Origin of the sequence: Acinetobacter sp. S4400-12, assembly GCF_024129495.1 — a bacterium.
GTDB lineage: Bacteria > Pseudomonadota > Gammaproteobacteria > Pseudomonadales > Moraxellaceae > Acinetobacter > Acinetobacter lwoffii_C.
This window is the reverse complement of record NZ_JAMXYB010000023.1, coordinates 1-22,198: the sequence shown is the minus strand read 5'-3', so window position 1 is coordinate 22,198 and position 22,198 is coordinate 1. Positions and strand designations below refer to the sequence as shown.

19 protein-coding genes are annotated in these 22,198 nt (G+C 43.5%); 6 read left to right on the top strand and 13 right to left on the bottom strand.

Going from position 1 to position 22,198, the window contains the following annotated elements; all coding sequences use genetic code 11:
- Positions 1–747 precede the first annotated feature (747 nt).
- The 7 genes from cyoE to ppsA all read right to left on the bottom strand — a co-directional run bounded on the left by cyoE (position 748) and on the right by ppsA (position 9,560).
- Positions 748–1,626 carry a heme o synthase gene (gene cyoE / locus NI461_RS09865; protein ID WP_174659703.1) on the bottom strand — a complete coding sequence of 293 codons (879 nt, stop codon included), beginning with the start codon at positions 1,624–1,626 and terminating at the stop codon, positions 748–750.
- A 10-nt stretch (positions 1,627–1,636) separates the two neighbouring features.
- Positions 1,637–1,963, bottom strand: coding sequence for a cytochrome o ubiquinol oxidase subunit IV (locus NI461_RS09860; protein ID WP_151204407.1), 327 nt, complete (start codon positions 1,961–1,963; stop codon positions 1,637–1,639).
- Positions 1,963–2,580 carry a cytochrome o ubiquinol oxidase subunit III gene (gene cyoC, locus NI461_RS09855; protein ID WP_151204406.1) on the bottom strand — a complete coding sequence of 206 codons (618 nt, stop codon included), beginning with the start codon at positions 2,578–2,580 and terminating at the stop codon, positions 1,963–1,965. Before cyoC ends, NI461_RS09860 begins: the two co-directional genes overlap by 1 nt.
- A 4-nt stretch (positions 2,581–2,584) precedes the next feature.
- Positions 2,585–4,579 (bottom strand): cytochrome o ubiquinol oxidase subunit I, encoded by a 1,995-nt coding sequence (gene cyoB / locus NI461_RS09850; RefSeq protein WP_171478819.1) that lies wholly within the window; start codon positions 4,577–4,579, stop codon positions 2,585–2,587.
- Complete coding sequence (gene cyoA, locus NI461_RS09845; RefSeq protein ID WP_151204404.1) at positions 4,576–5,685, bottom strand: ubiquinol oxidase subunit II; 1,110 nt, start codon at positions 5,683–5,685, stop codon at positions 4,576–4,578. The genes cyoB and cyoA overlap by 4 nt, the downstream gene beginning before the upstream one ends.
- A 301-nt stretch (positions 5,686–5,986) precedes the next feature.
- Positions 5,987–6,784: an RDD family protein gene (locus tag NI461_RS09840; RefSeq protein WP_174659704.1), complete on the bottom strand. Its 798-nt coding sequence runs from the start codon at positions 6,782–6,784 to the stop codon at positions 5,987–5,989.
- 397 nt (positions 6,785–7,181) lie between these two features.
- Complete coding sequence (gene ppsA / locus NI461_RS09835) at positions 7,182–9,560, bottom strand: phosphoenolpyruvate synthase (RefSeq protein ID WP_174659705.1); 2,379 nt, start codon at positions 9,558–9,560, stop codon at positions 7,182–7,184.
- Between the two features lie 154 nt (positions 9,561–9,714).
- On the opposite strand from ppsA, the gene NI461_RS09830 reads away from it, so the two are divergent.
- Complete coding sequence (locus NI461_RS09830; protein WP_151204401.1) at positions 9,715–10,551, top strand: pyruvate, water dikinase regulatory protein; 837 nt, start codon at positions 9,715–9,717, stop codon at positions 10,549–10,551.
- Between the two features lie 231 nt (positions 10,552–10,782).
- On the opposite strand, the gene NI461_RS09825 is transcribed toward NI461_RS09830, so the two are convergent.
- From NI461_RS09825 to NI461_RS09810, 4 genes are all read right to left on the bottom strand, one after another.
- Positions 10,783–11,355: a flavoprotein gene (locus NI461_RS09825; RefSeq protein WP_151208113.1), complete on the bottom strand. Its 573-nt coding sequence runs from the start codon at positions 11,353–11,355 to the stop codon at positions 10,783–10,785.
- Between the two features lie 261 nt (positions 11,356–11,616).
- Positions 11,617–12,621: an LLM class flavin-dependent oxidoreductase gene (locus NI461_RS09820; protein ID WP_174659706.1), complete on the bottom strand. Its 1,005-nt coding sequence runs from the start codon at positions 12,619–12,621 to the stop codon at positions 11,617–11,619.
- Positions 12,622–12,762: 141 nt separating this feature from the next.
- Positions 12,763–13,257 (bottom strand): hypothetical protein, encoded by a 495-nt coding sequence (locus NI461_RS09815; RefSeq protein WP_151208115.1) that lies wholly within the window; start codon positions 13,255–13,257, stop codon positions 12,763–12,765.
- 193 nt (positions 13,258–13,450) lie between these two features.
- Positions 13,451–13,885, bottom strand: coding sequence for a glycine zipper domain-containing protein (locus tag NI461_RS09810; RefSeq protein ID WP_151208116.1), 435 nt, complete (start codon positions 13,883–13,885; stop codon positions 13,451–13,453).
- 341 nt (positions 13,886–14,226) lie between these two features.
- Here NI461_RS09810 and prfA point away from each other — a divergent pair, with 341 nt between their 5' ends.
- Positions 14,227–15,315 carry a peptide chain release factor 1 gene (gene prfA, locus NI461_RS09805; protein WP_151208117.1) on the top strand — a complete coding sequence of 363 codons (1,089 nt, stop codon included), beginning with the start codon at positions 14,227–14,229 and terminating at the stop codon, positions 15,313–15,315.
- The gene (prmC, locus tag NI461_RS09800) at positions 15,315–16,133 is read left to right on the top strand and encodes a peptide chain release factor N(5)-glutamine methyltransferase (protein ID WP_174659707.1); all 819 of its coding nucleotides are present in this window, start codon (positions 15,315–15,317) and stop codon (positions 16,131–16,133) included. Before prfA ends, prmC begins: the two co-directional genes overlap by 1 nt.
- Positions 16,134–16,454: 321 nt before the next feature.
- Here the strand turns inward: prmC and NI461_RS09795 are convergent, their stop codons facing one another.
- Together NI461_RS09795 and NI461_RS09790 are read right to left on the bottom strand one after the other, a co-directional pair.
- Positions 16,455–16,808, bottom strand: a complete 354-nt coding sequence (locus NI461_RS09795; RefSeq protein WP_174659708.1) for a hypothetical protein — start codon at positions 16,806–16,808, stop codon at positions 16,455–16,457.
- Positions 16,809–17,034: 226 nt separating this feature from the next.
- On the bottom strand, positions 17,035–18,057 hold the full coding sequence (locus tag NI461_RS09790; protein WP_174659709.1) for an AraC family transcriptional regulator: 1,023 nt from the start codon (positions 18,055–18,057) through the stop codon (positions 17,035–17,037).
- A gap of 137 nt (positions 18,058–18,194) precedes the next feature.
- Here NI461_RS09790 and NI461_RS09785 point away from each other — a divergent pair, with 137 nt between their 5' ends.
- From NI461_RS09785 to NI461_RS09775, 3 genes are all read left to right on the top strand, one after another.
- Positions 18,195–18,965, top strand: a complete 771-nt coding sequence (locus tag NI461_RS09785) for a 3-hydroxyacyl-CoA dehydrogenase (protein WP_253157175.1) — start codon at positions 18,195–18,197, stop codon at positions 18,963–18,965.
- A 98-nt stretch (positions 18,966–19,063) separates the two neighbouring features.
- On the top strand, positions 19,064–20,200 hold the full coding sequence (locus tag NI461_RS09780) for an acyl-CoA dehydrogenase family protein (RefSeq protein WP_151204124.1): 1,137 nt from the start codon (positions 19,064–19,066) through the stop codon (positions 20,198–20,200).
- A 253-nt stretch (positions 20,201–20,453) separates the two neighbouring features.
- Positions 20,454–22,100 (top strand): AMP-binding protein, encoded by a 1,647-nt coding sequence (locus tag NI461_RS09775; RefSeq protein ID WP_174659710.1) that lies wholly within the window; start codon positions 20,454–20,456, stop codon positions 22,098–22,100.
- Positions 22,101–22,198 lie beyond the last annotated feature (98 nt).

The window sequence follows — 22,198 nt, the reverse complement described above, 5'->3', positions numbered from 1 at the left end:
GGTTGTGTCGCAGTGTTTGCGAAGCGTGGATTTTAGTGGGTTTTGGTAAAAAATACAATAGGATTGGTATAAATTGCATGATCAAAATCTTGGTTTTGTTCTGAGCAGCAAGAGGATATGGCCTTTCAATAGGGGAGACTGCTGATAATTTAAGTGAGGGTTGAGTCTTCCGTGTTGTACCAAGCCCACCTTAAAAGCCAAGCCCAATTAGCGAGTGTATTGCAAAGAAGTTTCATAATCTACAGCGGTGCGTATCCCTGTTTGAATAGAAATTTCATCATTATTGACCAACTTTGGGGCACCCCGAAAATTGCTCCAGTCCAACAAATTGGTAATACTGAGCTGATATTGACGAGGCAATTTCTGACGCAGCTGGTGTAAAATAAAGCACACTCATATAGATTTGGGATTTTATTATCGAAATCAATCTGTAAGCCTTATACCTGATTTTCTCGCTGCTACCACTGACTGAGTAAACTCGGCACCTGTTGATAGTCTTGTGTACTCCAGCTTAGATGATAACAGCAGATGACTAGCCGGATTTTTTGCTCTTATGGTCGTGGTGCAATACCTTGCCGAATAACTGACAGAATGAAGACTAGAAAATAATAATAAAGCGGCTAAATACAGTATGGAGCTTTTTATAATTGCTATATGAAATGAACATTTTTATTTATTTTGAATATTCTGTTTTAGCAAAAATTCCATAAAGAGAAATAAAAAAAGATAGAGACTAACTCTATCTTTTTAAAAAAATACGATTGGATTGGCAGGTAGAGTAGAGGTAAAACTGAATGAAATACTGATAATGGTAATCAGCAGGACAGAAAACAGAAAATAACGTTTTGCCCAGAGCTGGTCATTTTCAGCCTTAAATCCAATTACTCCTAAATACAGCCAATAAATACAAAGCGCATTGAGAATAATGACATAAATCCAGTTTGCATAGCCGTAGATAAATAGTGCATTCATTGTCAGTGTAAATAATACGACATAAATAAATGACTCAATCTTGGTTCGATAAATCGAACGAGCTACAGGCAAAATTGGAATATTGGCATTTTTGTAGTCATCAAAGCGGTAAATAGCAATTGCCCAAGAGTGGGGCATTTGCCAGAAGGCATAACCCAAAAAGATGAGTAATGCACCCATGTCAAACTGACCGACTACAGCCGTATAGCCAATGACAGGTGGAGATGCGCCGGAAATACTGCCGACAATAGTTTGATGAATAGTCGTTCGTTTTGTCCATAAGCTGTAAAAACCAACGTATACGACAAAACCAATGACCGCGAATAGGAAAGCGTATGCATTTACCCAAAACCATAAAATACCAAAACCAATCACACCTAGCACCAGGGCAAAAGCCAAGGCTACAGGAACAGAAATAGTTTTTTGCACCAGAGCACGGTTTTGCGTGCGCTGCATTTTCTGGTCGATGTCCTGATCAATAACGTTATTGACCACACATCCTGAGGCAACTACAAGCGTAGTACCCAGAAGAGTAAGGAGCAAGAGAAGGAAATCTACAGAACCTTGAGTGGCTACAAAGTAGCCACCCAAAGTGGTAACGAAGTTACCAAAGAGAATCCCTGGCTTCGTCAGGAATAAATACTTTTTCAGCATGACAACCAGTTTAGATCATCATGTTGTAGTGTAGGTAATTCATGATCCATACAGAACCCACTAAAAGAATAGAGATGGTTAAGATGGTATACACGAATGCAATCACGTTCCAGCGCTGCTCTGAAGAAGAGTTCATGTGCAAGAAGTAGATTAGCTGTATAAGAATCTGGGCAACTGCAGTAATCGCAATGACTGTGATCAAGATACCGCGACCAAAACCGCCTGCCATGACCATACCAAATGGAATGATAGTCAGAATAACAGACAGGATAAAGCCGATTGTATATTGCTTAGTGTTACCGTGTGCTGCACCAGCTGAGTTATGATCGTGACTCATTACAGAACTCCCATCAAGTAAACTACGCTGAATACACAGATCCAAACGATGTCAAGGAAGTGCCAGAACAAGCTTAGGCAAGCAAGACGACGTGTGTTTGCCAGAGTCAAACCATATTTCTTGATTTGAACCATTAACACGATCATCCACACCAGACCAGAAGTTACGTGAATACCATGCGTACCAACTAGAGTAAAGAACGCAGATAAGAACGCACTTGCGCTTGGACCGTGACCTGCATGAACTAAATGATTGAACTCATATAGCTCCATGCCGATGAAAATTGCACCGAATACCCAGGTAATTGCTAACCAAGTTAATACTTTTGCAACATCTTTTTTGTATGCAGCAAGAACCGCAAAACCAAAAGTTACAGAAGAGATCAAGAGAGCAAAGGTTTCAGTTAATACAAAACCTAAAGAATCGCCAAAAAGATCTTTTGCACTTGGCGTACCCACTGGAATGTGGCTACTTAAAACAGCGAACGCAATGAAGAGTGTACCAAACAGGATAAGGTCACTCATCAAGTAAGTCCAGAAACCAAAGACTGTGATGTCAGTATCATCGTGATGATGCTCATCGTGTCCGTGGTTCTGATGATGAAGTACTTCAGCCATTGTCTTAGTCCTTCTTCAAGTGTTTATCAAGGATCGCATAGCGTTCGTTTTCAATACGCTCTACTTCAGCAGCCGGAACATAGTAATCCACTTTCTTGGTGAAAGAAGAAACGATGAAGCTGATAATTGAAGCAATGAAAGTAACGAATACTAACCACCAGATGTGCCAGATTAACGCAAAGCCCATTACGGTGATAAACATAGCGATAACGAAACCAGCAGCACGGTTAGTCGGCATGTGGATGTCTTCATACTTCGTTGGTTTTGCATAAGCAACACCATTTTCTTTGTCAGTCCAGAAAGTATCAATACCATTGATCTTCGGAAGATAGGCAAAGTTGTAGAACGGAGCAGGGGAAGAAGTAGACCACTCAAGCGTACGACCATCCCATGGATCGCCAGTCAAATCTAGACGTTGGTCACGCTGTAGGAAGCCAACTACGATTTGCATAATGAAACATACGATACCAAATGCAACTAGGACAGAACCGAACATTGCAATGTTTACATACGGATCCCAGTCTGGGTTGTCAAATGTATTCAGACGACGAGTCATACCCATGAAACCAAGGATATAAAGCGGCATGAATGCAAAGTAGAAACCGAAGAACCAGAACCAGAACGCCAGTTTGCCCCAAGTTTCATTCAGTCTCCAGCCAAACATTTTTGGCCAGTAGAAAATGATACCTGCGAACATTGCAAATACTACACCACCAATAATTACGTTATGGAAGTGAGCGATCAGGAACAAAGAGTTATGTACCAGGAAGTCCGCTGGTGGAACTGCCATCAATACACCAGTCATACCACCAATACCGAAAGTCACCAGGAAGCCCAGTGTCCATAGCATTGGCGTAGTGTAGACAATACGACCCTTATACATGGTGAATAACCAAGAGAAGATTTTCACACCTGTAGGAATCGCAATAATCATGGTCATGATACCGAAGAACGCGTTAACGTTGGCACCTGCACCCATGGTAAAGAAGTGGTGAACCCATACAACGAATGACAATACGGTGATTGCTACTGTTGCATACACCATCGATTTATAACCAAATAGCGTTTTGCGGCAGAATGTTGCTACAACTTCTGAGTAAATACCAAAAGCAGGTAAAATCAGAATATATACTTCCGGATGACCCCATGTCCAAATCAGGTTTACGTACAACATCGGGCTGCCGCCTAGGTCGTTCGTAAAGAAATGGAAACCGAAGTAACGGTCAAGCGTTAGCATTGCAATTGTTGCAGTTAACACCGGGAATGCGGCAATGATCAGTACAGACGTACATAGTGCAGTCCAGGTAAAGATCGGCATTTCCATCAGCTTCATGCCAGGTGCACGCATTTTAATGATGGTAACAAAGAAGTTAACACCCGTTAGAAGCGTACCTAGACCAGAAATCTGCAGTGCCCAGATATAGTAATCCATACCGACGCCAGGTGAATATTCAATACCTGACAGTGGTGGATACGCCATCCAACCTGTTGCTGCGAATTCACCTAGAGCAAGTGAAACCATCATCAGACCCGCAGCACCAGCGAATAGCCAGAAGCTTAAAGAGTTCAATAATGGGAATGCAACGTCACGTGCACCGATTTGAAGCGGTACAGAGATGTTCATTAAACCAACAACAAGACCCATCGCTACGAAGAAGATCATGATTACACCGTGTGCGGTGAAGATCTGGTCATAGTGTTCAGGGTGTAAGTAGCCTTCGCCGCCACCTTTTGCAAGGAACTGCTGAAGACGCATCATGATCGCATCGGCGAAACCACGCACCAGCATGATCACTGATACGAGGATATACATGATACCAATTTTTTTATGGTCTACCGATGTGAACCATTCGTTCCACAAGTAGCCCCATTTCTTGAAGTAGGTAATACCAGCAACAACTGCGATACCACCCAAGATCATCATTGCAACTGTGACCAATACGATTGGATCGTAAGGAATTGCATCTGGACCTAACTTACCTAAGAAGCTCATTCTTATTCTCCTTGAGAAGCAGTCGCATGTTCAACAGCTACATGAGCTTCAGAAGCCGCAGCTTCATCATGAGCAACAGCGTCAGTCGCTGTAGCCTCTACAGCCGGAGCTGAATGGTCAGCACCATGGTAGTTACTCATATAGTTATTAATCACAGATTCAAACAAGCCCGGCTCTACAGAAGAATAATAAGTCACAGGATGTGGCTGAGTCTTATATGGACCTTCTGCCTGAGCAGTTGCAGCGAGTTTTTTCTCTAGATCTGTTCTTGCATTACGAACCATTGCATCAATTTGTTTTTGTGAACGGTTGCCATCACGTAAGGCTGCAAATTCAGCTTGATCTAGAACAGTCTTTTGAACTGCTTTTGAATTGACTGAAGTACCATTACCTGACTGAACAGCAGAAACCCATTCAGCAAACTGAGCATCTGTCACAGAGTGAGCACGGAAATGCATTTGTGAGAAGCCGTAACCTGAGTAGTTGGAAGAGAAACCGCGGTAGCCTTCAGCCGGGCTAGTTTCATCAGCCAAGATATTCAAGTGGGTTTGCATACCTGCCATTGCATAGATCTGACCACTTAACGCCGGGATGAAGAACGAGTTCATCGTGAAGTTAGAGGTTAAACGAAGGCTTACCGGAGTTTTCTCAGGGAAACGCAATTCGTTAACAGTTGCAATATTTTGCTCAGGATAGATGAAAATCCATTTGAATTGTTCTGCAATTACTTGAACAGTTAGTGGTGCTTTATCCGCCTCAATTGGACGGTATGGGTCATACTTGTGGGAACCCCACCAAGTTAACCAGGCTAAAACACCAATAATAATGACAGGAATACCCCATACTACAATTTCAATCGCAGTAGAGTGTGCCCATGTAGGTTTATAGTCTGCGTCTTTATTCGATGCGCGATATTTCCAACCGAACCATAATGCCATAATGATAGATGGAATAACCACCAACAGCATTAAGTAGATCGCAGTCATCATCAGGTTACTTTGACCTTCAGCAACTGGACCTTTAGAGTTCAGAAGTACTAAATCACCACCACACCCAGTTAAGAGTGCAGCCATCGCAGATAAAGACAATACAGCTAAAATTGTTTGTCTCATTTTACAACCTCGGTGAAGAGTCCCATTCCCTAATTTAATATGGGATAGCGATTAAAGTGTGGCATGACTAAAAAGGCTGATTTTTTATAAAAACATCCTTCTGGTCACAACACACCGCTACGTTGTGGGGCATTATGCCTGATATTGATAAACTAAGCTATATATAAAGGTGCTTTAAATCCCTGTAAAAGAAACTGATTTTGCTGGTCGGGATTTAAGAATAATTGTTGGAATTTTATTTTAATTTCAACGTAATGAGGGAAAATGGGATGCACTCCATCCCATTTAAAAGAATGATAAGTTATTGTTTTACGACTTGTGTTTTAGCAAGTTTATCATGCAGGGTCTGTCGTTTTTCCCCCAGACCAAAAGCCCAGTCAATGATTGTGCTGATTGGCATAAGCATGATATTCAAGAAAATAAAGCATACACTACGAATTGTAAAAGCACGTAGCAGACTGGTTTTCTCCCCAGTTTCAGCATCTACAATCTTAATTTTGGTTAGTTTTTTCCCGATACTCTGTCCTGATTTCGCAATCAGAAAAGCCTGTATTGCCAGCATGATAATGAGGTAAAGCGCGGTGGCGATCCAGGCCTGCTGTGAGAACATTTCGAACATTTGGGTTTGTAATTGTTGTGCCAGAGCAGGGTCAGCATTGCTGTCCAGCATGACATTTATAAACTCCTGATTCAGGGTTGCAAACTGAGTTTCCTGTGCCGGTGTAAAGAAAGCTGTCAAAATGAACGTCGCAGGAAGCCATAATAACAGATCAACAATCTTGGCAAGAATACGACTCGGGATGCTGGCCAGCTCATTTTTATTGGTTGTATGTTGAGCGTGGGTCTGAGTAGAAGAGGCTGGGGTTGAGGTGGTGTGCTGATAGGCAGTTGATGCAGGTGCAGGCGCGGGGGGGATATAGCCCTCAGGCATATATACTGATTTTCCTTGCGTCAGTTCACCTAAAGCCTTCCACTCTGTCATACCCTGATGCCAAGCCAGATCAGTCAGTAACACTTGCTGGTCAGCAAGCATCTGATTGAGTTGTTCCAAGGTATAAGGACCAGCTTGTTGATTATTTCGTGCCAAGTAAATCTGCATATAAACTGAATCTCAAAATGTAAATTTGAAAAAAGAACTGAAATCAGACTCTCTTGCGTTTTATGTTAAAACAAATAGAAGCGCCTGTGTTTAGATATAGAGATAAATTCAGTATTTTCAAGAATATTGATAACTGAAATTCTCTCTGGGTGAAACTAGTGTAGCAAGGATTCGTGATTTTAGTACTCGAATATGGATTTCAGTGCTAATTAATTATGGCAATTTATAGGGTAATTAAATGTTGGTATTTGTTTGTGCTTGAATTAAGAATGTGTACAGAGTGACCTATATTAAAATAATTAAAAATCAATAGACTAGGCTTTTCTGGAAACTGATTTACCACTATCTTTAAGCCATAAAAAAGACCCTGAAACGGGTCTTTTTTATCAGCATTTAGTTATGCTTTTTGAGCTTTTTCTTCAGCCAGGAAGAACCAGGTATCTAGTACAGAGTCCGGGTTTAGAGACACAGATTCAATGCCTTGTTCCATGAGCCATTGTGCAAGATCTGGATGGTCTGAAGGACCTTGACCACAGATACCTACATATTTGCCTGCTTTACGGCAAGCATGGATAGCCATCGAAAGTAGCGCTTTAACGGCTGGATCACGTTCATCAAACAGGTGAGAGACGATACCAGAATCACGGTCCAGACCAAGTGTAAGCTGAGTCAAGTCATTTGAACCGATTGAGAAGCCATCGAAGTGCTCCAGGAATTGTTCAGCTAATAATGCGTTCGTTGGCAATTCACACATCATAATAACTTTCAGGCCATTTTCGCCACGTTTCAAACCGTTTAAGGCAAGAAGTTCGATTACACGTTTTGCTTCAGCAACTGTACGTACGAATGGAATCATAATCTGTACGTTGGTTAAGCCCATTTCGTCACGTACTTTCTTCAGTGCGCGGCATTCAAGTTCGAAGCAGTCACGGAAGTTGTCAGACACATAACGGCTGGCACCACGGAAGCCCAACATAGGGTTTTCTTCTTCTGGTTCGTATAACTTACCACCGATCAAGTTGGCATATTCGTTTGACTTGAAGTCAGACATACGCACAATTACTGGCTTGTCAGCAAATGCAGCAGCAAGGGTAGAAATACCTTCGACCAGTTTTTCTACATAGAACTCGATCGGAGACGCATAGCCCGCAGTACGTGCCATAACTGCCGCACGAGTTTCACGTGGCAGGCTGTCAATATTTAATAGCGCTTTAGGATGCACACCAATCATACGGTTGATGATGAACTCCAGACGAGCTAAGCCAATCCCTTCGTTTGGAATTTGTGCAAAGTCAAATGCCCGATCCGGGTTACCGACGTTCATCATGATTTTGAACGGCAGTTTTGGCATTGATTCGATAGAGTTGGTTTGAATTTCGAAATCAAGTGCGCCTTCATAAATGAAACCAGTATCACCTTCTGCACATGATACCGTCACTTCCTGACCATCTGTCAGAACTTCGGTAGCATTACCACAGCCGACAATCGCTGGAACGCCAAGTTCACGAGCAATAATAGCCGCATGACAGGTACGCCCACCACGATTCGTCACAATAGCAGCAGCACGCTTCATAACTGGTTCCCAGTCCGGGTCAGTCATGTCAGATACAAGTACGTCACCATCTTGTACTTTGTCCATCTCTTTAATAGAGGTCACGATACGGACTTTACCAGAACCGATGCGTTGACCGATTGAACGGCCTTCACAAATCACGGTGCCGCGTTGCTTTAACAGGTAGCGCTCCATTGTACCAACGTTTTCACGGCTCTTTACAGTCTCAGGGCGTGCTTGAACAATGTAAATTTTACCGTCATCACCGTCTTTCGCCCATTCAATATCCATTGGTGAGCCATAGTGATTTTCAATGATGATTGCTTGTTTAGCAAGTTCTTGAAGTTCTTGATCATTCAGTGCGAACTGTTGACGATCTGCTTTTTCTACATCCACAACAACTACAGACTTACCTGCAGCGCCTTCTTCACCGTAGATCATTTTTTGGTGTTTAGAACCTAGGTTGCGGCGTAAAATCGCGTGTCGACCAGCATTGAGAAGAGGCTTGGAGATATAGAATTCATCCGGGTTAACCGCACCCTGTACTACCATTTCACCCAAGCCATAAGATGCAGTGATAAATACCGCATCACGGAAACCAGATTCTGTATCCAGCGTAAACATTACACCGGCAGCACCTGTTTCAGAGCGAACCATGCGTTGTACACCTGCAGAGAGGGCAACCACGTCATGGGCAAAATTTTGGTGTACACGATAAGAAATTGCGCGGTCGTTGTACAAAGAGGCGAACACTTCTTTAATTGCGATCAGCACGTTGTCAATGCCGCGAATGTTCAAGAAGGTTTCTTGCTGGCCTGCAAAAGATGCATCGGGTAAATCTTCTGCGGTCGCAGATGAACGAACGGCAACCGCGATGTCAGGGTTGCCGTTTGAAAGCTCTGCAAAAGCTGTACGAATTTCTTTTTCTAATTCCGCTGTAAGTGGAGTATCCACAATCCATTGGCGAATTTTTGCGCCAGTTTCAGCCAGAGCATTTACATCATCTACATTCAGTGCTGCAAGCTCTGCATTAATTTTAGCGTTTAGGCCACTCTGCTCGAGGAACTCACGATAGGCATTTGCAGTTGTTGCAAAACCACCTGGCACTGATACACCAGCCTTTGATAAATGGCTGATCATTTCACCTAGTGATGAGTTTTTCCCACCAACAAGCTCAACGTCGTGCTTCCCTAATTTTTCAAGACCAATTACGCGCGCTTCCAAAGTTGTTACTCCACTTTTGCAGTATTAATCACTATCTTGGCATGAGAGTATAGCAAATCGTCTAGGTTTTTGATTTTACTAAGCGACAGTCATGTAAGATCGGTTTACTATAAAGATTATATAGCACTAAGACAAATGTTTGAGGAGAATTTTAATGTCAGAAGGTAAACAAATTCAGCGTAGTGTTTTCTTTATTTCAGATGGTACTGCCATCACCGCTGAAACGCTTGGCCACTCGCTGTTAGCGCAGTTTCCCCATGTAAAATTTGACATTCATATTATCCCTTACATTAGCTCTGAAGAAGCCGCTACAAGTGTGGTGGCAGAGATCAATGCAAGAGCTCAAATAGACGGTGAAAAACCTCTGGTATTTGATACTTTGGTTGATCCTTATGTGCGCGATATTATTAATACAGCAAATGCGGTAAATCTTGATGTATTTGAAGGGCTTATTAGTAAATTGGCTGATGAGTTAGGCACGATTCCTACGACTTTAGTCGGTCAGACTCATGCGGTTACAGATTCTGAATCTTATAAGGCTCGTATTGATGCAGTTCATTTTGCACTCGATAATGATGATGGCGCACGTACCCGCCATTATGATAAAGCTGATTTGATCCTGATTGGTGTGTCACGTTCGGGTAAGACACCCACCTCCATTTATCTGTCTTTACAGTTTGGAATTCGTGTGGCCAACTATCCATTGACTGAGGAAGACCTGGATGACAATCGCCTGCCAGCAGTACTCAGACCGCATAAGAACAAGCTTTTCGGCCTGATGATTGATGCAGACCGTCTGGTGGCAATCCGTACCGAACGTAAAGCCAATAGCCGTTATGCAAGTTTTAGTCAGTGCCAGATGGAGCTGCGTGCGATTGAAGGGATCTATATTTCAGAAGGCATTAAATACCTGAATGTCTCGGAAATGTCGATTGAAGAGATTTCCACCCGTGTGCTACAGATGACAGGTCTCAAGCGTCGTATCGGTTGAAAAGTATCCAGGACCAAGCCTTAGCTTGGTCTTGATTTATAGATAAAAATAAACAAATCTCCCAAATTTATAGAAATAAAATATGAGAATTATAATTACAGAAAATGTTTACAATCACATTGAGAAATAAAAGAGCTGAATCATTATTAATTCTGGTTACTTAAGCAGCTTAATTCTCATTGCTGAGGTGGCTTAGAGGGTCTTAAAAGTCATCGAAGCTTATGTAAATGACTATTGTGCATCATGTTCTGGTAAATAAGTATGCACAATAACTTCGACTTGATGCTGATCTCCATTAATACAATAGAGAACATTGCCTGTAATTTTCAGGATTGGCCAAGTAATGAGCTGGCAGTTTTCACGCTGTAGCGCGACATAATAATCATCGGACTTTAAGTACACTTTGGGCGGCGTTGCCAGATTAGGCATTAACTGACGTCTTAACCAGACATTGGCGACTTGATTTTCCAGATAGCGCAGTGAAAGTATGCTTTTAACCCGGTTATTGAACAGGCGTCTATTTTTGCTGATTAAAGGATGGTGAAACATGCGCTGCAAGCTACGGGTAGAGCAAGGCAAGATAAATTGCGGACTAATCTGGAAAACTTTAACGGATTGAGCTTGCTGAGTGAGCCGGTCAAGCTGACTGACCGTAAACTGATCGGTTCCGATAATCGCAATGTGTTTTCCTGCACAATCAAATTCAGCCAGTTTGGAAGAAGCAAGTTGAACTCCCGTAAATTGCTGAAAACACTCAGCCCGATTTTCAAAAATACCGATGTGTGTATCCTGCTTGCTGGACATTTGTGTTCCTTGAAATTATTTATTAATTGGTTTTATTTTGAATAGATATAAACAAAATTGTGGAACAATAAAAGCAGAAAATTTAACTTAGGCAGTCATCTAATTTATAGAAACAGAGATTTGATTTCTACTAAAGCATAGAAAGAGAGATCGCGTAAAAAGCTATTTTAAAAAGAAAAAACTTGCATCGGTGATATGCAAGCAGTTCTTCTGCTCACGCGTGAGGATGAGCAGAATATTTCAACTTCTAATTGAGGAGTTTTATTGCCCATTCTTGATATGCATGAGCAAATCAAAGTTATGCAGGCGTTTGTCTGTATCATAAATATCACAAGTAAAAATAAACTCATCAACCTCATATTTTTCCAAGAGTAATTCTAGGCCCTGTTTTACCGTAGCTTTAGAACCTACTTGCGCCATACCAAAGAAATTATCTACGGACATTTTTTCAGGGGCTGACCACAGGCCTTCCATCGAATTAACAGGGGCTTTTAGTTTCAGGCTTTGACCACGAATCAGCGCCAATACTCGCTGATAAGCACTGGTGACCAGATAATGAGCTTCTTCATCTGTATCAGCTACACAGGTGGGCACACCCATCGACACATAAGGGCGGTCCAGATATTCAGAGGGTTCAAAGTTGTCACGATATAATTGAATGGCCTGGCCCAGCATACGTGGGGCAAAGTGCGAAGCAAAAGAATAGGGTAGACCGAGTTTTGCTGCCAGTTGTGCACTAAACAGGCTCGAACCTAATAACCACACAGGTACGTGTGTGCTTTGGCCTGGAGTTGCCACAATGCGTTGGCCTGGAATCGGATCTTTAAAGTATTGCAGAATTTCTAAAACATCCTGCGGGAACTGATCTTCAGTTTCCTGACGGCCACGACGCAAAGCACGCATGGTCATTTGATCTGTTCCGGGTGCGCGGCCCAGCCCCAGCTCAATGCGCCCCGGATATAAGGTAGCCAGAGTACCGAATTGTTCAGCTACTATAAGTGGTGCATGGTTGGGCAGCATAATTCCGCCTGAACCCAACTTGAGAGTCTGGGTGTTTGCCAGTAAATAGCCTAAGAGAACAGCCGTGGCCGAACTGGCGATGCCGTCCATATTATGATGCTCTGCCAGCCACATCCGGTGATAACCCAGTTTTTCAGCGGTCTGTGCTAACTCTAAAGCATGTTGCAAGGAAAATTGAATGCTTTTGTCGTCTCGAACCGGCACCAGTTCAAGAATAGAAAATTGAATATCTGCGAGTGTGCGCATGATCAATCCAAATAAAAAATAATTGTAGACAGCATACGATTTTAGGCCGGTTTTGTATATCGATAAAAAACGATATAAATACAAAAGCATAAAAAAAGCATCCGAAGATGCTTGAAGGGTAAAACAGAAAAGAAGAGTAAATTAACGGCGTTTGCCATTTTTATAATGACCTAAATGGCGGCCATTATCGTGACGATTGTTATAGCGATAATCATTGTAGCGATAGCCATTTGAATTATAACGGCGATCATTACGGTCATCATAGCGGCGGTCCTCACTCACTTTCTTGCCCAGTACTGAACCACCAGCAGAGCCTAAAGCTGCACCAATCAAGCCGCCATTGCTGCCTCCCATGTTATTGCCTACCGCATAACCGGCACCACCACCCAGTGCTCCACCAATAATTGCACCATTACGATCACGTTTATTGGCTGAAACTGCTGCGCCTGCACCACCGCCAATGGCTGAACCAATGGTTGCGCCAGTTTGGCCGCCTAGCTGTTTGCCTACGGCAGCACCGGCCACTCCACCCAGAGCAGAAGCAAGAGCAGTATTGGTTGAATTGCCGGCATTGGCTGCTGTCATACCCATGGCTGAGGTTGCAATAACAGCAATTATTAAATTCTTATAGTTCATGAGTACACCTATAAAATATCTGGATCTAATTTGCATAACTTATAAGTTAAGGCAGTAAATTTGAGTGAACATGAAGTCAATGTTATAAAACTGTATGGGTTTTATCCTTTATTTATTCATAATCTTAGAAGGTATTAAAAGGTATATTAAAAAAGCACCCGAAGGTGCTTGTTAAATGTCGTGGGTTTAAAACTTAGTGATGGCGATGACGCTTTTTCCAGTGTTTAGAGCGTTTTTCCGCAGCACGATCAGCAGCTTTGTCCTTAGAAATTTTGTTACCCAATGCTGCACCACCAGCAGCACCTAATGCTGAACCGATATAACCGCCATTTGTGCCGCCCATGTTTTTACCTACGGTATAGCCTGCGCCACCACCCAATGCACCACCGATTGCAGATTCGGTGCGGTTACGCTTGTTGCTCGCGACTGCAGCGCCACCTGCACCGCCCAGTACAGCACCAATGGTTGCACCTGTATTACCACCCATATTTTTACCCACTGCCGTACCCGCAACGCTGCCTAAAGCACTGGCTGCTGCAACACGTGCAGTACTGTCGGCATGTGCATTAACAGTCATCATTGAGCCGGCAGCAAGTGCTGCACTCATTAAAATTGCATTGAGTTTCATATCCAACTCCATGTCCCTACAGGACTATAATTAATTTCGATGCGCAAAATGTAACAAATCATGCATAAAAAAATGTGAAGATCAATCTCCATATTTGCTGGCTTTGTTGGGCAAATTGTAAAATGAGCGAAGAATAAGAATGTAATCGCTTATAAAAAAACCAAGCACGAGTATCTTGATCATATTGGTTAACAAATCTCAGGATCGTACAAATCTGCTAGGCGGACTTACTCAATAATGATGTTCATTAACCCAGAGAATCGTTAAACTAGGCGCAATTTTTTGATTTCGCTGTGCTAAATGAGTTTTAGTTGCAGCCTATGTTTGAGATTTTTTAGAAAATGAAAGAATCGTTACGTTTACGATTAGACCAACTCTCTGACCGCCACGAAGAACTGACTGCATTATTGGCTGATGCAGAAGTCATTTCAGATAACAAACGCTTCCGTCAATTGTCTCGCGAGCATAATGACTTGACCGAGATTAGTGAAGTCTGGAGCAGATACAAACAGGCAGAAGAAGATATTGAAACTGCGCAAGCAATGTTATCCGATCCTGACTTTAAGGAAATGGCACAGGAAGAGATCAAGGAAAATAAAGCCCTGACTGAGCAGTTGGAAGCTGACTTGAATATCCTGATGATTCCGAAAGATCCGAATGATGCAAACTCGGCTTATCTGGAGATTCGTGCCGGAACGGGTGGGGATGAAGCGGCGATTTTCTCGGGCGATTTGTTCCGTATGTATAGTCGATTCGCAGAAACGCAGGGCTGGCGTATCGAGATACTTTCTGAAAACGAAGGCGAGCATGGCGGTTATAAAGAAGTCATTTGTCTTGTAAAAGGTGAAGGTGTCTTTGGTCGCTTGAAATTTGAAAGTGGCGCACACCGGGTACAGCGTGTACCCGCGACCGAGTCTCAGGGCCGTGTGCATACTTCCGCCTGTACGGTGGCAATTCTGCCAGAAATTGATGTAGATACGACTGTGGATATTAATCCGGCAGATTTACGTATTGATACTTACCGTGCTTCGGGTGCCGGTGGTCAGCACGTGAACAAAACGGATTCTGCGGTACGTATTACCCACCTTCCAACGGGAACTGTGGTGGAATGTCAGGAAGAACGTTCACAGCATAAGAACAAAGCTAAGGCAATGGCGCTGCTGGCATCACGTCTGGAAAATGCCAAACGTGCTGCTGCTGATGCAGCGACTTCGGAAATGCGCCGTGACCTGGTGGGTTCGGGTGACCGTTCTGAGCGTATCCGTACTTATAACTATCCGCAAGGCCGTATGACAGATCACCGCATTAACCTGACTTTATATAAATTGGATGCCGTGATGGAAGGTGATCTGACCGAGCTGCTCGATAGCTTGCAGCGCGAATATCAGGCTGATCAGCTTGCAATGCTGGCACAGCAGAATGGTGGCTAATGAATATTTTAGAAGCACTGGCCTTACGCGGCGAAGCTGAAAGTTATGAGCGTCAGGAAAATGCCTGGCTGCTAGAGCACATTACCAAGATTGATTCTTTTGATTTGATAATGAAGAAAGAGCAGCAGCTGACAGCAGAACAGGAACTGGCTTATATTGAAGGTTTGGCACGTATTGCAGCGGGTGAGCCTTTGGCCTATGTCACCGGTTCACAGCCTTTCTGGACACTGGATCTGAAAGTAACTCCAGATACTCTAGTGCCGCGTCCAGATACAGAAGTGCTGGTCGAAACTGTCCTGAAACTGGAGCTGCCAGAAGATACACGTCTGGTCGATTTAGGTACAGGAACAGGGGCGATTGCCTTATCTCTTGCATCTGAACGTCCTCAGTGGGCAGTGACGGCTACAGATATTTATGAACCCACACTGGAAGTCGCCAAATATAATGCTGAAAAGCATGATTTAAATCATGTGCAGTTTGTACTGGGCTCATGGCTAAAACCATTAGGCCGCCAGTTTTTTGATGTGATCGTATCTAACCCGCCGTACATTGATGCCGATGATGAGCATATGCCAGATCTGGCGACTGAGCCAGAACGTGCGCTGGTTGCGGACAAACAGGGTCTGGCTGATATTGAAATGATTATTCTGCAAGCTAAAAAGCATCTTGCGGTGAATGGTTGGGTGGTACTGGAACATGGCTATGATCAGGGGGAGGCGGTACGTCAGCTGTTTACTCAGGCTGGTTATAAGCAGGTACGTACCCTGAAGGATTATGGTGGAAATGACCGCGTAACACTGGGGCAGTGGCCACATTAATCCTTCATCCATGCGGGTTCTTATTGATGAAAAAGCGGCTGCACTGAGTCGCTTTTTTATTGGAATATGAGTTTTAGAGGCATTTCTATCAAGACAGGAAGCGGCTTGAAAACTTGATTTTGCAAATATGGAATTTCCTTGTCAAAGCTTGGTAGCTGGCCAATATCTTAGCTGGCCGCCCTTCGTTTTATGGCCCTGAATCATTACTCCGGCAGGATGGACACTAACAATCCTATCTTCATAAGTGATTTGCTATTGGTTTTATTATTCAAACCAAAAAGCGATGCCAAGGCACCGCTTCTGAATAATCCTTTAGACGAATTACATCGGATAATCTTCTAGACAGTCATAAATTTCGACTTGATCGAGGCTGCCGGTTTCCATTGCCAAGCATAATGCGACAACTTTTATCGTATCTGTCAAAAATTTTTCATCTTTTAAGTCAATGCCTTGCTGTAATTCCTGCATACGCTCTGCCGGAATTTCAAGTGCATGCGCTGTTTCCGTTGCGTCCACCTGGTTAAAGAAGTGCGAAATTGCGTCTTTCAGTTCTGCATCCGATGCATTCAAAATTCCTTGATTCAACTGCTCTGTCAGCAGATCAGTTGAAGAAGATAAAGCTTGAGAGAATTTTTGAGCAAGGTTTTGACCCAGCACATCAGTCATCTTTAACATGGAGATACCTTCAACAATAAAGGAGAAAAGGGAGAACATAACCCAAAGGGATGTTTTAAGTTGGTTGAAAATTAACCTATATTGAGTGAAAATGCAAAGCTTTGTAGATGACTGAGCAGTAGGATAATTTAAGAGAATAAGCCTTGAAATATATAACTATCAGATAAATATGAGCTTAAATGGGTTTTAGAGCCAAATTTGATTTTTTGGAGCTATATTGAAGGAATTATTTAGTAATATTTTGCCGATACGCCCCTGGACTTACACCTGTCCATTTTTTAAAAGCTCGATGAAATGCGCTGACTTCCTGAAAGTTCAATTGTTCACTGATGTCCTGCAAACTTTGGTCGGTACGGGTTAACAGCTCAATTGCGGTATCACGTCGAATCTCATTTTTAAGCTGCTGATAACTAAACCCTTCATTTTTTAGGCGCCGTTGCATCGTGGCTTCGGACATATTCATTTTTAGGGCCAGTTCATGGAATTCCAGCCATTCGGCGGGTGGAACCGTTAAAAGCCGTTTGCGAATCTGGGTGCTTAGCGCATAGGGATTTTTAAACCGGACCAACAGGTTGTCGGGCGTTCGCTGGATAAATTGATACCAGGAGTTTTGATCCTGCTTCACCGGCAGATGTAAATAGGCTGCATCAAACTGGATATAATTTTCGCTGGCCTGATATTCAATCTGTTCACAAAAACGGACTTTATAATCAAAATCCTCCAGCGGTGCAGCACACTTGAGTTGAATCTGATTCAGCAAAATTCGCTGTCCACTTAACCAGCATAAGAGAGAATGAATTAGCATTAGATAGGTTGCATAGCTAAACATGCGCTTGGTCTGCTTCTGGTCATAAATCAGAATATAAGCAAAATTTTCCTGAACCATGAGGGTGCTGTGCAGGTCGTCCAGAACCAGATTAAAAAATTGCAGGATTTGTTGCAGGGCTTTTTCCAGCGTGTCGGCCTGTAACAGCATTCTAGATAAGAGCTTAAAACTGCCACGGCGCATCGGATGGCTATCCATCCCTAAAAACTCATCATTCATGCTGTCGGCAAGCACAGTCCACAAGGCGGCATATTGCGCGACAGAAACTCGGGCTTTGGCTGAGTGAAGAATTTCTAGCGGAATACCGGCTTTATTTAGAATTACAGAAATATCATAGTGCTGCGCTTTGGCATTTAACAGCGCTTCATGAACCAGATCAATCGAAATCGTTCCCTTACTATATTTCAAGGCAGGTAAATGCATGGCCAGTCCAATTTTCCTTTTTTATTGTCCAAATCCATCAATCAAGATGCGATATTTGGAAATTGTACAGAATTAAATCTCTGTTTACTCTGCCTATTAAGTCTTAACTTGCCAAATTATCTTAATAGGACATTAAAATGAAGATTCAGGGAAAAGTCATTGTGGTTACAGGTGGTGCATCCGGTCTGGGTGCCGCCACCGCCACGCATCTGGTAGAGCAGGGTGCACAAGTGATTCTGGTCGATATGAACCAGGAACTAGGCATTGCCTTAGCGCAGCAGTTGGGCGAACAGGCTGAATTTGTGCAACTGGATGTCACTGATGAGCAGGAGGTAGAAACCTTTTTTGCTCAGGTGGAAAATAAATATGGTCAGCTCAATGGTCTTGTGAACTGCGCCGGAATCGCACCTTCAGCGAAGGTGCTGGGCAAGAAGGGTATTCACGAGCTTGCTATGTTCCAGAAAGTATTAAATATCAATGTGGCTGGCACCTTTAATATGTTGCGTCATGCAGCGGCATTAATTGCAAAATATCAACTGCAATCAGACGAAGAAGAACGCGGTGTAATTGTGAATACGGCTTCAGTTGCCGCCTTTGAGGGGCAGATCGGTCAAAGTGCTTATGCTGCTTCTAAAGGTGCTGTGGTTGCCATGACTTTGCCTTTGGCACGTGAGTTGGCGCGTGAAGCGATTCGTGTAATGACCATTGCACCGGGCATTATGGAAACACCCATGTTGAAAGGCATGCCACAGAATGTACAGGATGCCTTGGGGCAGATGGTTCCTTTTCCACCACGTCTGGCCAAACCTCAGGAATTTGCTCAATTGGTCGGTCACATCTTTGAAAACAGTTATTTAAATGGTGAAGTGATTCGTCTGGATGGGGCGATTCGTATGGCAGAAAAATAAAGATTTGAGCTTAAAGGGCATAAAAAGACCGGGTAAGACACTTTTTAGGTATTTACCCTGTATTAAAAAATAAGAAAGATCAGTAAAGGAAATACGCTGTGCTTTTAAATGATGAACAAAAAATGATTCAGGAGACGATGCGTAACTATTCGCAGCAGAAACTGAAACCTACCGCGGCCTTGCGCGATAAAACGGCCCAATTTCCAGCTCAGGAACTCAAAGAACTGGGTGAGCTGGGAGCGCTGGGAATGACCGTTGCTGAACAGTGGGGCGGTGCAGGTCTGGACTATGTTTCTCTGGTATTGGCACTGGAAGAAATTGCCGCCGGAGACGGAGCTATCTCGACTATTGTCAGTGTACAAAACTCCCTGCCTTGTGGCATTACCCAGCGTTATGGCACAGAAAAACAAAAGCAGACCTATTTAACCAAGCTGGCTTCGGGTGAATGGCTGGGTTGTTTCTGTCTGACTGAACCACAGGCTGGCTCAGATGCCAGTGCTTTGCAATGTAAAGCAGAACGTGATGGAGATGAGTGGGTACTCAATGGCACCAAGCAGTTTATTACCACTGGCAAACATGCCCAGATTGCCCTGGTGTTTGCAGTCACCGATAACTCTGCTGGCAAGAAAGGTATTTCATGCTTTCTGGTACCGACAGATACGCCGGGTTATCTGATTTCAGGTCTGGAAGAGAAAATGGGCCAGCATTGTTCTGATACGGCCACGATTATCTTTGATCAATGCCGGATTCCAGCTCAAAACCTGTTAGGACAGGAAGGTGAGGGCTACAAAATTGCCTTGTCTAATCTAGAATCTGGCCGGATCGGGATTGCAGCACAGTCTGTCGGCATGGCACGAGCTGCGCTGGATGCCGCAGTGGAATATGCCAATGAACGCAAATCTTTTGGGGTGGAACTGGTTCAGCATCAGGCAGTAGCCTTTCGGCTTGCTGATATGGCGACCCAGATTGAAGCAGCGCGACAACTGACTTTGCATGCAGCTACTTTGAAAGATGCTGGTTTAGCATGCTTGAAAGAAGCCTCTATGGCCAAACTGTTTGCTTCGACGATTGCAGAGCGGGTCTGCTCGGATGCCATTCAGATTCATGGCGGATATGGCTATGTGTCGGATTTCCCCGTAGAACGTATTTATCGGGATGTACGCGTCAGCCAGATTTATGAAGGGGCTTCAGATATTCAGCGTCTGGTGATCGCCCGGGAGGTCAGCAAAATCTAAGGCGCAGGATGAAGAGGACTGTTCAAATCCTGCAGGCCTATTGAGGGATATAGAAATTGTAGAAGGTGATAAAGCATGGTGAATTATTGATTCAATCGAAAAGCCACTCGCTACAAGGACAGCAACACATGCTCTGAAGCTAAAGCAGCTTTTAACCTGCCTGTAATGGACTACGCAGGCAGTAGAGAGAACAACAATTACAGCGGACACAGACACATCGTCTGGACATACAACAGAAATAGAGGTTGTCGGGATGAAGACACTAGAACAAGCATATCGCGAATTTGATTTTGACATGATGGTTCAACAACAGCTGGCAGGAACGCCGGAGGCTCTCAATGCTTATACAGAATGCTGCGGACGCTATCTGGGCCAGAACCGGACTGCGCTGATCTGGGAAGGTAAAAATGGCACAACACAGCATTGGAGCTTTGAACAGCTGGCAGATGCTTCAGCACAGCTTGCACACTATATGACAGCACTCGGTTTGCAGGCAGGTGACTGTATTGCTGGTCTGCTTCCGCGTACTCCTGAATTACTGATCACTATTCTTGCCACCTGGCGTATTGGTGCTATTTATCAGCCTTTATTTACGGCTTTTGAGAGTAAGGCGATTGAACATCGGATTAATACGGCTCACACTCGACTGATTGTTGCTGACCAGGAACAGCGTTCAAAACTGAACGGGCTAGATATTCCTCATATTTTAACGGTGCAACCAAGTTCAGAAAATGCGGCTCAAGATGCTGATTTCTGGGCTGAGCTTAAAAAGTATCCTACCGAGTTTGACACGGTTCAGGGTGGTTTAAGTGATATTTTTCTGATGATGTTTACCTCAGGTGCGACTGGTCTGGCGAAATCCGTACCTGTGCCTTTAAAAGCTCTGCTGGCCTTTAAAGGTTATATGTTGCACGCTGTAGATTTGCGTGAAGAAGACTCATTCTGGAATCTGGCCGATCCCGGTTGGGCTTATGGTTTGTACTATGGCATTGCCGGTCCATTGAGTCTGGGGCATAGCATTATTATGGATGAACGCGCTTTTAGTGTAGACCATGCAGTTGAGATTATTAAAAAATATCAGGTCAATAATTTAACCGGCTCACCAACGGCATTCCGGATGTTCTTTGGTTTTAAAGAAAAATTTGATGCTGAAATCAGTTCATATTTACGTGTGGTCAGTAGTGCAGGTGAACCTTTAACTCCAGAAGTCATTCAATGGTTTAACCATGAACTGGGAGTAAATATCCACGACCAGTATGGACAGACTGAGCTAGGAATGGTGATCGCCAATCATCATGCACTGAATCATCACAAGAAAATTGGTTCAGCCGGTTTTGCGATTCCGGGGCATCGTTTTGCAGTGCTTAATAATGACCTTCAGGAGGTAGGAAAAGGTGGTATTGGTACTTTGGCGATGGATTGTGCTGCTTCACCGCTGATGTGGTTTGAAGGCTATGGCGGTCATAACCGGAAGGCTTTTGCCGGCCAGTATTATTTAACTGGTGATACGGTTAGGCTGAATGAGTATGGCGGGGTTGATTTTATCGGACGTGCTGACGATGTCATTACAACTTCAGGGTATCGGGTGGGGCCTTTTGATGTGGAAAGCACCTTGCTTGAATGTGAAGGAGTGCTGGAATCTGCTGTGATTGGCAAGCCAGATCCGGAGCGTACCGAAATTGTGAAAGCCTTTGTGGTATTAAAGCCACAGTGCTTGGCCAGTGAAGAGCTGAGGCTTAAACTTCAGCACTATGTACGTTCACGACTGTCCAAGCATGCTTATCCCAAAGAAATAGAGTTTGTGAAGGATTTACCAAAAACCTCAAGCGGTAAAATTCAGCGCAACCTGCTCAAGCAACAAGAAATTGCAAAAACTCAGGACATTCAACAGGTCAGTTAATAATTTCAACCTGAGTTCGATATAAAAAAGAGTATAAAAAAAAGCCTTGTATTTGTAACATATTGGTTATCAAGACAAAATGTTATAAAACAAGGCTT

Bases quoted from the DNA above. Each gene is read 5' to 3' on its own strand.
- prmC (WP_174659707.1), top strand. From the start codon at position 15,315: ATGAATATTTTAGAAGCACTGGCCTTACGCGGCGAAGCTGAAAGTTAT.
- NI461_RS09840 (WP_174659704.1), bottom strand. From the start codon at position 6,784: ATGCAGATTTACTTGGCACGAAATAATCAACAAGCTGGTCCTTATACC.
- NI461_RS09795 (WP_174659708.1), bottom strand. From the start codon at position 16,808: ATGTTAAAGATGACTGATGTGCTGGGTCAAAACCTTGCTCAAAAATTC.
- cyoA (WP_151204404.1), bottom strand. From the start codon at position 5,685: ATGAGACAAACAATTTTAGCTGTATTGTCTTTATCTGCGATGGCTGCA.
- NI461_RS09785 (WP_253157175.1), top strand. From the start codon at position 18,195: ATGAAGATTCAGGGAAAAGTCATTGTGGTTACAGGTGGTGCATCCGGT.
- prfA (WP_151208117.1), top strand. From the start codon at position 14,227: ATGAAAGAATCGTTACGTTTACGATTAGACCAACTCTCTGACCGCCAC.
- NI461_RS09815 (WP_151208115.1), bottom strand. From the start codon at position 13,257: ATGAACTATAAGAATTTAATAATTGCTGTTATTGCAACCTCAGCCATG.
- NI461_RS09790 (WP_174659709.1), bottom strand. From the start codon at position 18,057: ATGCATTTACCTGCCTTGAAATATAGTAAGGGAACGATTTCGATTGAT.
- NI461_RS09810 (WP_151208116.1), bottom strand. From the start codon at position 13,885: ATGAAACTCAATGCAATTTTAATGAGTGCAGCACTTGCTGCCGGCTCA.
- cyoC (WP_151204406.1), bottom strand. From the start codon at position 2,580: ATGGCTGAAGTACTTCATCATCAGAACCACGGACACGATGAGCATCAT.
- cyoE (WP_174659703.1), bottom strand. From the start codon at position 1,626: ATGCTGAAAAAGTATTTATTCCTGACGAAGCCAGGGATTCTCTTTGGT.
- NI461_RS09830 (WP_151204401.1), top strand. From the start codon at position 9,715: ATGTCAGAAGGTAAACAAATTCAGCGTAGTGTTTTCTTTATTTCAGAT.
- NI461_RS09775 (WP_174659710.1), top strand. From the start codon at position 20,454: ATGAAGACACTAGAACAAGCATATCGCGAATTTGATTTTGACATGATG.
- NI461_RS09820 (WP_174659706.1), bottom strand. From the start codon at position 12,621: ATGCGCACACTCGCAGATATTCAATTTTCTATTCTTGAACTGGTGCCG.
- NI461_RS09860 (WP_151204407.1), bottom strand. From the start codon at position 1,963: ATGAGTCACGATCATAACTCAGCTGGTGCAGCACACGGTAACACTAAG.
- NI461_RS09825 (WP_151208113.1), bottom strand. From the start codon at position 11,355: ATGTCCAGCAAGCAGGATACACACATCGGTATTTTTGAAAATCGGGCT.